We start from the raw sequence: 12,708 nt of genomic DNA, 5'->3' as shown, positions 1-12,708 counted from the left end.
CACGTGAAACACCTATAGCCCTAGGCCTCGGATTATTCTGGCTAGTGACCGGTCTGCGTCGTCGTATTATTCTGATTGTTTTGCATTTGGTCTGTAGTTAGCCGGTAGTTTGAGTATTTTGTTCAGCAACTAAATAAGTTAGGTGCTGGATCGACCGCTTTCATGGCAGGTATGGTCTCGGCAGATTCTCAGTAGGTGAGATCGATCTAGAAAAGCTGCGCAATCCATTTCGTTCGATATCGATAATACAGGAGGATGGTTTTGCTCCTGACTACGATCAATATGGCGAACATTACCCCTGGCGATCGGAAGGTCTCTTATGTTTTGGTGTGATCGTTTTTTTGATTCCCCTTCAAGGGTCTCTTACATTGGTTCGCCGATCAGCCCAAATATCCAGTGCCGAGTTAGTTTCCTTGGCTGTCAATTTTATGTCCAGTCAATTTTCTGGGCTCTGTCATGGTTGGTTTGGATAGTGGTGACGGGGGAGTTGTTCGATCTTTATTTCGCCGAGAGGCACAAGGGTCTTTAGGATCGCGATATCGAGATTTAAAGTAAGCAACAGAACTAATTGGAAGATTTTCGTAGCAATTGCTCTTTGAGATAGCTTTGTGTTTCTAGGCAACCCGAGGTTGGATCTCCTCCTGGCCAGCAAGTATTTGGTCCGAAATGTAGCGGAACTAGCCCTAATTGTTCTACCGGGTGTTATAGAGGTACCAGTTGGGATTGGTGCAAAGCATGGCAATCGAAATCCGGGCTCTTGGTTGGCTGGTTTCGTAGCCATAGGTTGGGCGATAATCGGTTTTGTGTCCATCACCCAGCTTTTTTATAAAGCGGAAGATTGTGCCGTTTAGGGCAGAGGCTATGGTGCGTTATCATCGGATGTAGCTGGTGGTTTGCATAGAACTTTCTTCGTATGGTTCTTAGGGAGTTTTGAGGTAGCACGATTTTTTTGTGTCGTTTTGCTTCGCCATGGTTAAGGGGAGGTCATTATGGTGATGGTTTCCATTGGTTTTGCGGTCGATTTGTTGCACCGCAAGGGTGAGGACTAAGGGCGAGTTGTTCGTTTTGCTTCGCCATGGTTAAGGGGAGGTTGCTGGGTTTGAGCCGGTTGGTAAAGATGGGGTGCATTAGTTGGGGCTTTAGGGTTGGGTCAATAGGGGATCTATCCAAGGAGCACCCTTTGGTGGATAGACTTTTGAGTATCTTGCTTCTATGGATATGAGGCTTTTTCTAGGAATTGATCCAGAGCTGGGACTACTGGTTTGTCCTTCGTTTTAATATGGTGCCTTGTGTGAGAGCTCTTGGGTTGTATTGAGTGGCGGCTAATGCGGTCGAGGTTGTCTAGTACTGTGTCTGAGCGTAATGGAAGTCCTGGTAGATGCTCAAAGACAGATTGTGGATCGGTTTGGTGGTCTCAGGAGCCACTATAAGGACTTCAGGTCGGTGCGACTGTGGTGTCTAGAAGATGCTTCTGACTGGCGACTGGCGACTGGCGACTGGCGACTGGCGACTGTTGGTCTTCTTGGATTTATTGCATTTGTTGTGTGGTTTTGCTAGTTAAAGTGAACCGCTTCGGGATTGGACTATAGCTAAAGTTTCTTGTGCCATCAAGATAGGCTGTCTCTAAGGTTTGTGGTTGGTTTTAGTAGGTCGTCCCATTTCGCGGCAGCCTTTTGATTGAGATCTCTTTGTCTTGGTTTGGTCGATGGCCATGACAGGATCCCTGGTGTAAGAGTTTATTCCAGGAGAATTATCCGTGAGTTTTCCGGGATGGTTTCCTGTTTTTCTGAGTGGATGATTTATGCACTTGTGGTTATGTGAGGCGTGCTATTTTGGGATTGTGGTGAACTCTACCTGGTGAGGACCTATCTGGTTCTTACGGTGTGTCAACTGACGCGATAAAGAGGCCTATCTCTTCGGAGATCGTTTCGAAGTTAAATCCGCCCATGGGGGAGGGTAGTTGGAGCGAGTCTGAGGTAGTGTGATCGGGTTGCTGAATCGATTCAGCGATGAGCATTCCCCAATAGAGAGCTTTGGAGTTTTGATCGCTTGCTTCTATGGGTTCATGGTGATGGTGGGCGATAGCATTGCAGAATTCGTCAGGATATCCCCATTTGGTTAAGATTGAGTTCGAGAGTTCTGAATGTGTGACACCAAATTGGATGAGTTCGAGTTCTTCCTGGTAGGGTCCGCGTTCAGCTAGTGGTTGTAGGAGGGTTTCTTTTTGAATTTGATTGCAGGTATCTCTGTCGCTGTTGTAGATTATTACCTCACCAAAATCCGCCAAGAGACCTCCAGTTAGTCCAAATGATCGATCTAGCGACATTGCTTCTGCAGTCTTTGCTGTGGCGATAGAGTTGGCGAGGAGTTTGTGCCATATTTGCGTGGGAATATCGATTGAAGCTCTAAGTAGTGATGCGAGTGCTATCGACCTGATTGCCAAAAGACCCAGGATTGAGACGGCGAAGTTGAGGTTAGATACTCTTCCGGGAAGACCATAGTAGTTTGAGTTGGCAATTCGAATTATGTTCGCACTTAATATAGGATCACTGTTGATCAACTTAGATATATCACCGGTCCCAGAGTCGGGGTTGTCTATGGCTGAGACGATCATTGATGCTACTGAAGGGTTTGTGTTGGCGTTCTTCAGGAGCGATACTAACTTTGAAAGTGTTGAAGTGGACATAATTACCCCTCGCGTCTTTGCTTTGAACGTTGTTTCACACCATACATGGAGGCATCAGCTCTATTTAGGAGTTCTTCGGGGGATATCGCGGGATCGCTGGAGGTAAATGAGCCGAAGCTTCCAGAGATTCTTATTTGTGTATTTGCGAAGTGGACTGGCGCCTCCATGGATGACTTTAGTTCGGCGATGATTGTTGTGGCTTCAGCGTTGTCGAAGATTCCAGGGCAAAGGACTACAAATTCGTCTCCAGCATAGCGATAGGCTAGATTGCCATCTCGACAGCCATAACGTAGACCGTTGGCAGCTTCTATCAATATACGGTCCCCAGCCTTATGACCTAAGCTGTCGTTTACAACTTTGAAATCATTTAGATCGCAGAAGATTACCGTTATGCCCTTAATCTCTTTATTGGTGAGAGCTTGATGGTGGCTATAGAGATCGTTCATCATCGCTGCTCTGTTGGGCAGTCCGGTGAGGGGGTCATGTGTTGCGGCATGGGCCATCTGTTCTTCGCGGAGGCATCTGTCTGTGATGTCTTCTGCCGTGCCTGCAAATCCTGCTCGCCCGTCACCAGAGATAATTGGTGAAATGGTATATAGGATTCGTTTGGTGGTGCCACTAAAGGTGACTAGATCAATTTCGCTCTCTGTTACTACGCCAGATAGGGTCTTTAGTACGGCCTCCTCGATTATAGGACGACTTATTGGAGGAATCTGGTCAATCCATCCGGTGCCAAGGAGGGTCTCGACCGGACTTTGATATATCTGTGCCAGAAAGTCATTTGCGAATTCGGTACGTAGGCCTACCTCGCTGTAGAAGATTCCTATAGGAATCTGATTTGCTAAAACCCAGAGGCGCTCTTGATAGAGGGCGAGCTCGTGATGGGCATCAAATTCGGTTCGGTCTGTGATCTCTAGCATCATCTCGCTATTGGAGAGCGGGGTTGCTAGACAAGAAATTGGTATCGTAATTCCAGTGGCGTGAACTAGTTCGCCCTCGAGACTTTGAGCGTGGTTGAGCTTAGCAGGAATCTCTATAGTGGTAATCTGGTCAAGTCGTTGACCGATGATATCGATAGCAGCCGTAGCCATCAGTGTTGCGGTTGCATTGTTGATCCAAATGATTTCTTCTCGAGCTACGAGAATTAGCGCCTTTTCGGTATTGGTAAGAAAGTTCCGTAGCGAACCAAGGAGTTCTCGATCTGAGCTAGTCGTAACTTGCATAGCATCTCCGGTACCTTCGACTAATTAGCTGTCTTTAATATCGGGGCGATTATAAGTTTTCTTTAGTAACACAACCAAGGCCAAGGGCAATTTGGCCCTTGTTTTTTTGAGAAGCCTTCATTATTTTTGCTATGGGGATGGCGATGGTATCTCAGGTGTGTTTTAGAGTTGTTTCGATCTATTTAGGTGGTAGGTAAAGTCTAACTTTAAGGTTTAGATGGTCTGAATCTAAACCTTAATCTGAGATTTACACAGTTGTGGATAACCCTGTGTATAACTACTGTTGGTCAGCTTTCCAGCTGGTCAGGCCGCTAATAATAGCGGCTGATATCTCGATGGAGTAGAGGCTCCATAGGTGTGGCTCCCCGATTGCTACTACTACAGATGGTGTTCTTGTAAGTTGGAGCATTCTATGTGTAGAACCTAATACTTCAACCGACGGTATAGGTAGGACTTTTTCTAACTCATCTGCGATAGTTTGGGCGATAGATCGCCCGATAGTTGATGTATATCTGAAGCCTTGAAAGTAGGAGATACATCCTTGGTTTGAGCGAGATATTTCAAGGAAGATCGAGAGATCTGCACCGGAGGTATTGGTGAGGCTTGCGATGGTAGTGATGTCGGGATGGATAAAGCTAGTGGAGCGAATGCCCTCTTTGTTTAGCGATTGGCGGATCATCTCGGCATTCACGGCAAGACTGAGCGGGGCCGCAATGGCAAGCTTTAATGTTCTTATATCTTTTGCCGGGTCTCCAAAGCGCAAGGCTTCTTTGAAGCTAGTTACTGTAACCGAACTACGACCGATGTTTCGTTCCAGTTCGGCTATTGTCTCTGCTCCTGATATGCCATCTCCAGAGAGACCCACATTAATTTGGAACTCTCCTACGGCTCGAAGGGTCTTTGGTCCAAAGACACCATCTACCTTGCCTGGATCAAAGCCGAGCCATGAGAGACGACCTTGCAGTTGGGCAATATCGTCACCTCTAAGCATGGGCGTCTTTAGATAGAGCAAGCGGTCGCCCAACTTCCAGTGGGCCTCAATTAAGACATGCCAAGTCAATCCATCACAGATTCCATTTGGAGTGATGCCTTTTGACTGCTGAAATGCGCGAAGTTGGTTTTTGGTTGAGGAGCCAAAGGTACCTAAGTCATCTACGGCTACATACCCACATTGGGTAAGTAGCCGCTGTAGGTGTCCTACTGAAGTGGGTTTAGACCCTGGTCCAATTGGGATATCGGCCTCGCCGAGGTCGCTCTCAAATTCTTCGTTGGCGCCAGCTTTGAACGAACGCTCTGTCATGGACCTTAGAGGTGTGCCTCTATTTCGCGAAGTAGTGCTGATTTCGATCGAGCTCCCACCATGCGTAGCACTGGCTCGCCCTTCTTGAAGAGAATTAGTGTCGGAATGCTCATTACCTCGTATCGGCGTGCCGTCTCCATGTTCTCGTCGACATCCAATTTGCCGATCTGGAGTACTCCCTCTTTCTCGCGCTGAATCTCCTCTAGGATCGGAGCTATCATCTTGCAAGGGCCACACCATTCTGCCCAAAAGTCTACGAGCAAAAGATCATTGTTTAGCAGTTGCTCGTCAAAGGATTTATCCTTTAAAATTTCCATCTTTTTATCTAGCCTTTCGCCATTAGTTAGCTACAAAAATACGACCAATTCGATCGACATTAGCGCTCGTCATTTAAAACGCAATTTTAAGGTTGGTCTATTCCTTTATCTGGCCTGAGTCAATGGGTCACTTGGTGTTCGAGCCAACGCTCTGTGTCGATTGCTGCCATACATCCCGACCCTGCAGCTGTTATAGCCTGACGATATTTGTGGTCTTGAACATCACCGCAGGCAAATACTCCCTCCACGGAGGTGTAGGTGCCATCATGGGTGATGATGTAGTTATTTTCATCAAGGTCGATCTGACCCTGGAATATGTCGGTATTGGGGACGTGGCCGATAGCAACAAAAAGACCCGTGACTAATAGCTTCGAGGTCTCCTTGGTGGCTCTGTTTTGCAGAACTATCGCCTCGAGGGAGTTTTCACCGATAAGTTCACTAACGACAGATTCCCAGATGAATTCGATCTTGGTGTTAGCCATAGCGCGATCGGCCATGATTTTAGAGGCTCGTAGCTCGTGGCGTCGTACTATCACGTAAACCTTTGTTGCAAATTTTGTAAGGAAGATCGCCTCTTCCATGGCTGAATCTCCACCACCGACGACAGCAATCTCTTTTCCTCTAAAGAAAAATCCATCACATGTGGCACAAGTCGAGACCCCGTGGCCGATTAGTTCTATCTCTCGGTCAACGCCAAGCATCAATGATCTAGCTCCAGTTGAAATGATGACGCTGTCGGTCTCATAGGCTGGATCAAGATCATTGAGATCTCCAACTTGATCTGTGGTCCAAAGACGAAATGGGCGAGTGGAAAAGTCCACCTTGGAGACTTTGGCGCTGTGTATCAAAGTTCCGAATCGCTCGGCTTGGGCTTTGAAGTTCCCCATCAATTCCGGACCATCAATTCCATTGATAAAGCCAGGAAAGTTCTCAATCTCTGTTGTAAGCATCAATTGTCCACCTGGCTGATCCGAGGTGGAGGAGATCTCTCCTTCGATCATTACGGGGGATAGATTAGCTCTTGCGCTATAGATGGCGGCGGTGAGTCCGGCTGGTCCCGATCCGACGATTGCTACCTTAGTCTTTTGGGTCATCTTTTTATTGTTCCTTGGTTTATAAATCTTTAATCATTGAGCGCTTTGATTCGCTTTGACCATATAAAGAACCCCGCGGCGCTGAAAATAACTCCCAAAACTAGGTAGGTGATCCAGACATTGTCTCCAAAGAGATAGACCGTCATCGCTCGGATGATGCCAATTAATAGTAGGATCGCTACGGTAGAGGCAAGGGCTGCGCCCAAAAGGCCGAAGATCAGAACTCTCACTATTCGATAGATGGGTGAGATCCCCTTTTCTCTGATCGAATCGGTAACTTCAATTACCAAGTTTGTCGCGCGTTCTGGCCAGTCGCTCTTTTTGGACGGGGCGCTTTGTGGATTGATCTCTTGGTCCATTGGAATCTCCGTTGTCAAATCGTTATTGTGGTCTGGGTGGATTTGGAATCAATAGATTTAGGTGTATCTAAGTTGTTCCAGTTGGCTCTAGTTGTTCTAAATATCTTCATCAGTTCGAATTGGTTAGTGTTCACTTGAAGGCATCTACGCATCTCGTCTTTATTTAGTTTTTCTAAATCTAGTTTTTCTAAATGAACCAACTCGATAACTTGATCTGGCTCTTATGATTCGAAAAATTTGGGGCAAAAGAAGTCTTCAACTATCAATTAGTTTATTCGCCCCATGTACCCGATAAAATGCTTTTTCCTTCTAGAAGCCCTAATGCCAAAGTTATCTCAGTGGGCTTTTTCTTGAAGGGTGAAGGCCACCCCAATAGTCCTTGGGCCACTGTGGGAGCCAATTACAGGTCCAATTATCGCCACTGGGATATCTTTTAGTTTTGTGATCTCTTTTATCTTTGCGACGAACTCATCGGTGTCTGGCGCTAAAGCGCTAATCACCGCAATCTTTTCTATCTGGTCCGCTTGGCCTTGAACGAGGTCGTAGAGATATTCAAGCGCGCGCTTTCGGGTGCGTTGCTTTGAAGGTGCCTCAATTACCCCGTCTTTTACCTCGATGATCGGCTTTACTGAGAGGATTGAGCCCAGCGTTGCGGCTGCAGGGCCTATTCTGCCGCCCTTTCTTAGGTTATCAAGAGTGTCTAAGGCCCCAAAGACGCGCGTTCTCGCTTTTGTGTTCCTAATCAAAGTTGCCAATTCTTCGATTGGCAACGAGGAGTTTTCACTTCCTAGAACGGCTAGTGAGCCTTGGCCATATGTTGCCAATTCAGAGTCGATGACTATTATCGGAATCTTTGATTGGCCGACCTCTTCGCTAGCGCGGGTAGCGCTTTGATAAGTTGCTGAAAGTTTCGAGGAGAGAGTGATGACTATAATTCCGTCATAACCACTCTCAATCGCCTCTGTCATGGCTTCGACGAAAGCCGCTATAGAAGGGGCGGCCGTTTGCGGAAGGGTTGGCGAGCTTTGTGACTTTTCCCAGAACTCTTCGACGCTCAATTCGATTACGTCTTTGTAGGACTTATCGCCGAAGGTAATAGTAAGTGGAACGATACCTATCTGTAGTTCGTCGATCAAATGCGGCGGTATATCCGAAGCTGAATCCGTTATGATTTTGATCTTGCTCATTTTGTTGTTCTTCCGCTTCTGGTGATTGTTGAAATTCCATAACCTAAGGCCACAACTGAACCGAAGGCAATTGACCCCAATATAAGTTCGACGCCAATATAGACAATCAATTTAGCCCCATTTGAAGCACCTAGGTAGTTTGAGACAACCTTTATGACTATCCCCATGGCTAATGACGGTATCGCAATGCGAATCCAAGAGTATAAAAGAGATCTCAAATAAGGTGAAAGCGCTAGTCGGCGCATGACAATGGCTGCGATGACCGCTGAGACGCTGTAGCTAATCGAGACTGAGAGAGCAAGACCAAAGACGCCATAGCTATGGATTAAAACTATTGCCAGAATAATATTTAGCAGGTTCTCGATGAAATAGATCCAAAATACCTCTTTGGCTCGCCTTGCACTTTGAAAGCCTTGTACGAGTGCTAGGTAGGCTCCGAATCCCGGTAATCCAAGGCCTAGAGCGATAAGGCTTTTGGATGTCAAGTTGATGCCAATAGCACTTGCTGCTCCGTGGCCAAGGAGAATCTGAACTATCTGATGTGACATGGTGACATAGATGGCACTGAAGGGGATCAATAGGGCTACCGAGATTCGAGCCCCACGAGTTAAGTTGCGACGGAAGGCCCCTATCTCGTGGTGGGAGTAGTATTCGGCAAGGTCTGGCAAGATTGCAGCCATGACCGAAAAGGCTGCAATGCCATAGGGGAGCTGAAAAAATAGATATGAATTGTTATAGGCACTCACAGAGCCGGGGGAGTGGCCCTCTGCAAGGGTGAGCATGAAAAATAGAGAGACTTGATTGGCAAGCACATAACCAAAGGTCCACCCCGAAAGGCGAGTGATCTCTTTTACCGCGGGGTTGGAGAGGTCAAAACGAACAGAGAGGGCAAAGCCTCGTCCTCTCATTGCATATAGGACGATTGCACATTGAAGTGCTACCCCCGCAGTAGTTCCGATCCCTAAGAGCCAAAGTAGTGAACCGCCATTTGCGAGAGAGTTCAGCTTTTGTGCCTCAGTTAGAGAGGAGAATGAGAAGTGAAAGATTGCCAGGGTGATGATAGCTATGACGTTGTTGGCAATGGGCGCAAAGGCGGGGACGGCAAAGTGTCTAAAGGTGTTAAGTAGGGCTGTTCCGATTGAGATGACCCCATAGAAGAAGAGTTGTGGGGCAAAGAACCTAAGCAGATTTATTGCCGCTCGTATTTGAAGGTCACGATTTGGTGCATGGTTGGAGAGGAAGTAACCATGAATTATCAACCCTGCCACTAATTCAAAGATCAAGGTGGCAATTATTAAGGCTCCAACGGTAACAGTCGTGATGGCTGAAAGGGACTCCCAGACCTCGTTTTTAGCCTTTCGAGACGATGCTTTTACCATCACCGGAACGATCGTGGAGGCTAGTACGCCCCCAATCAAGAGATCGAAAAATGTATTAGGTGCGTTGTTGGAGAGGTTGAAGATATCTGAGATCGTGTAAATTCCAAGTGCCCATGCAATTGCAGAGAGGCGAAGAAGTCCAGTTACGCGCGATATTATCGTGCCAATGGCCATAGCTCCAGCGTTTCGGCGCCTGGTGGCTACGTTCCCAATCAAAGACTCCATCTTTTTCATTTGTTAATCAGTCTCATCAATAGAGCTTTGGTCGGATTGTAAGGCGGCTTCTTGGTCGAAGGCAGGTGGTTCTGTTTGGTCCTTTGATTCAACTTGACTCTGAGGGGCTTGGCGGGGTATGAGATTTTGATTTCGCGACCGTCCTCTAAATAGGGTTCTGAGCCACCAAAATCCTAAGGTTAGCAGCGCCAAGATCGTTAGCAGCGATCCAACCGTGGAAAATGTAAGAGATCTAAAAACTACTTGAGTGGATGCGATCTCTAGGTTTCCCTTTGGTGTCGACAGTGTCATTTTGGCCGAGAAGATTCCCAGAGTTTTGGTCGAGATAACAAAGGTAGCGGTATTTGTGGCAGAGACTACTTTTACTAGCTCGTTGTTGCCATTTGGTATATTGAGACGGTCGCTAGATAGCCCAAGGCGAAGCATCAGGCCAACATGCGAATGTGAAGTAACAGAGATGGGAACGCTTGCATTATTTGAAGTCAATGTGACAGTTCTATTGCTTGGAAGTGAAACACCTGAGAAGATTTTGGTGATCGATGAGTTGATATTGGCTAGAAGGCTTTGGTTTTGAGATTGCGAGTTATTCGATGATAGCGCTTCCATAAGCCAAAGGGTCATTGGATCTGCGAGTTTCTTATTGATCAAGGCACTCTTTGTAGCAGCTAATTTGATAGCAGTTTTATTGAAGGTGGCAAGATTGGCTATTTGGGAGTGTCTTTGTCGTGTGAGAGAAGTCTCTAGCCACTGAGCTTTTGGCTTAGCGGAATTTAACGCGTCGAATGCTTGACCAAGTGTCATGATTTTTATCACTTTTGCACCCGATAAAGAGCCAAGGAAGTCATTGGCAACAGCTATTTGGTTTGAGCTATTGACAGGTAGGGTAAGCGACATTATTCGCTGTGTTGAATCATTAGGTTGATCTTCAAAGACCGATACCAAATCAGAGATCGTAAAGTTTGATTTCTCAAAGGCATTTGATGGTTTTTGAAGATCTTGCTTTAATTTTGGGTCTTGGCTTAATATTGAAACTGGACTCGAAGCTCCCTGAGGTATTCTCAACCCGGCTGTAAGTGTGTACTTTAGGTCAGGAAGGTCGAGGTTGTTGCCAGCGGTCACAACCTGATGAAAGCCATCGTTAGCAAGCGCGCTAAGGGCAGAGTTATCAAGGGGTCCTTGGGTAACAAATATTTTGGGCGATGTAGCTGGTGTAAGGCCGACTTGGCTTGCAATCTTTGAGGCGAGGGCGCTATCTTGGGCGATGTAACTAAGAAGGTTAGAAGCATCCAACTGCACCAAATTCAACGGAGTGACACTATTGATGAGAATTTGGTGGTTTGGCTGAGAGGCCCAGCTGGCGATCGTGCGTAACGCTTGGTGAGCGGATTGCGATTTCGAGGTTTTGATTACTTCTAGAGTTTGGGCGCTAAAGCTTAGGGTGAGCGAGAGGGTCGGATAGGTCGATAGAAGTTTAGCAAGCTCAGAGATAACTGGGATGGCATTTGCATTCTTTAGAGAAGTTAGATCTATGTTTAGCCCGAGTCCAAGAGGAACGGTACTAGGGACGGCCGGACTCAAAATAGCTATAGGAATTGCGTGAGATGCGATCGTGGCTCCTTTGTGGATCATGGTAATTACCAATGGGTAAACACCATCGCATGTGTTGGCGCAATCAGTGAGATCGAGGTTGAAGCCTGATTTGTTAGAACTAGCCGAACCCGGCGCGGTAAATGAGATCGGTATTACAAGGGTGGAAGTTGCCGTTTGGTTACCTGGAACCGATACCGGTCTAGAAAATGCGATTGGATAGCTGAGACTCCCAGCATTATTTAGATACTTTAACTCACTTCGATTTTGAAGTTTTGGATAGAGCAAGCCCTCTATAGCTGAGTGTGAGGGTGCGTTGGTGACCTTTATGGAAATTACATAGCCGCTTCCTAGATGTGCTATGGAAGGACCTGCTGTAACTGTGATTGAGGGCGACGTCTCTGCGGCAGCTGCGGACGATGATGCGATGGGCCCGACAAAGATCGTTCCGAAGGTGAAAAAGGTTGCGAGAAAGACGATCGAAGTAAGTAGTCGGCCAAAGGCCTTTGTTCTTAGCCTTGAATTATTCGAGTAATTGTTGTTCCGGTATGTATTTGAACTTGGTCTAACTTTTACCAAATAGAAATTCAGCTTATTGGGTCGAGAGTCATAGTTATCCCTATTCGTGAGGATCCTGGCTAGATTGAACTTTTGACTTAGCGCCATCGAAGCTTTCCATGCCCCTGCATTGTACTTAGGTCGCAACCTACACTCTTGACTACTCTGGCTCAGACCACGGTTTGTGGACGGTGGTCTTCGACCATGTCAATGCTAATGGTACTTTTGTTAGATTGTTGATATCGGCATCTTCTAAGGGGTTGCCACGTCTCGATCCTCTGACGGAGATAGCTAAATTGAGAGCTAGCTCAAGGATTCCTATGATATTCGATGGCCCATATTCTTGTGACGTTCTATTGAGCGCTACGTCTCTATTTTATCCTATGTGGAGATCGGGGTAATGGTTTGTTTGTTTCTAAAGGTACCTAGACAAATGCGTTGTGTGGCGGCTTATATCTTTGGTGTTTTTAGTCAGGCGGCTATGGGATTGGCTGTCGTTCGATGTGACCACGGTGCCAGCTAGAGAGCTCAAAGTTGTTTGTTTCGAGGAGTTACCTTTTGTCAAAATACGATTTATCGGTTCTTTGATGTGTAAATGGTTTTGAGTCATAGATCCAAAAATCGGCATGTAAAGCAAGCAGTCGCCTTCACTCTAAGTATAGAGGCATTTCAAATCGAAATTTTGAATGCCTCTATGTTCAGTTCTGTTGTACTTTTTGTGACCTTAAGGCTCTATGGTCAAGATCGGATGTGGAATTGATTTACGTGTGTGCTGAGGATTGTG

8 protein-coding genes and 1 pseudogene are annotated in these 12,708 nt (G+C 46.5%); all 9 read right to left on the bottom strand.

Translation table 11 applies throughout. The features are described from left to right. Window positions 1-1,876: 1,876 nt before the first annotated feature. The gene (locus ACIDITHRIX25_RS80980; RefSeq protein WP_201733509.1) at window positions 1,877-2,686 is read right to left on the bottom strand and encodes an HDOD domain-containing protein; all 810 of its coding nucleotides are present in this window, start codon (window positions 2,684-2,686) and stop codon (window positions 1,877-1,879) included. Between the two features lie 2 nt (window positions 2,687-2,688). Next, window positions 2,689-3,909, bottom strand: a complete 1,221-nt coding sequence (locus ACIDITHRIX25_RS80975; RefSeq protein WP_201733508.1) for a GGDEF domain-containing protein — start codon at window positions 3,907-3,909, stop codon at window positions 2,689-2,691. 277 nt (window positions 3,910-4,186) lie between these two features. Further along, the gene (locus tag ACIDITHRIX25_RS80970) at window positions 4,187-5,209 is read right to left on the bottom strand and encodes a peptidoglycan-binding protein (protein WP_052606099.1); all 1,023 of its coding nucleotides are present in this window, start codon (window positions 5,207-5,209) and stop codon (window positions 4,187-4,189) included. Window positions 5,210-5,214: 5 nt separating this feature from the next. Then, window positions 5,215-5,532, bottom strand: a pseudogene (gene trxA, locus ACIDITHRIX25_RS80965) (thioredoxin); the annotation flags it as partial. A 113-nt stretch (window positions 5,533-5,645) separates the two neighbouring features. After that, on the bottom strand, window positions 5,646-6,620 hold the full coding sequence (gene trxB, locus ACIDITHRIX25_RS80960) for a thioredoxin-disulfide reductase (protein ID WP_201733507.1): 975 nt from the start codon (window positions 6,618-6,620) through the stop codon (window positions 5,646-5,648). Window positions 6,621-6,649: 29 nt separating this feature from the next. After that, the gene (locus ACIDITHRIX25_RS80955) at window positions 6,650-6,979 is read right to left on the bottom strand and encodes a hypothetical protein (protein ID WP_052606093.1); all 330 of its coding nucleotides are present in this window, start codon (window positions 6,977-6,979) and stop codon (window positions 6,650-6,652) included. 335 nt (window positions 6,980-7,314) lie between these two features. Further along, window positions 7,315-8,166 carry a DegV family protein gene (locus tag ACIDITHRIX25_RS80950; RefSeq protein WP_052606091.1) on the bottom strand — a complete coding sequence of 284 codons (852 nt, stop codon included), beginning with the start codon at window positions 8,164-8,166 and terminating at the stop codon, window positions 7,315-7,317. Continuing rightward, the gene (murJ, locus tag ACIDITHRIX25_RS80945) at window positions 8,163-9,779 is read right to left on the bottom strand and encodes a murein biosynthesis integral membrane protein MurJ (protein WP_052606088.1); all 1,617 of its coding nucleotides are present in this window, start codon (window positions 9,777-9,779) and stop codon (window positions 8,163-8,165) included. Before murJ ends, ACIDITHRIX25_RS80950 begins: the two co-directional genes overlap by 4 nt. Window positions 9,780-9,782: 3 nt before the next feature. Further along, window positions 9,783-12,032 (bottom strand): DUF6049 family protein, encoded by a 2,250-nt coding sequence (locus ACIDITHRIX25_RS80940; protein WP_201733506.1) that lies wholly within the window; start codon window positions 12,030-12,032, stop codon window positions 9,783-9,785. Window positions 12,033-12,708: the final 676 nt, after the last annotated feature.

This window comes from Acidithrix sp. C25, assembly GCF_904848545.2.
The sequence above is the reverse complement of the archived record's forward strand: the minus strand, read 5'-3'. Positions and strand labels throughout refer to the sequence as shown.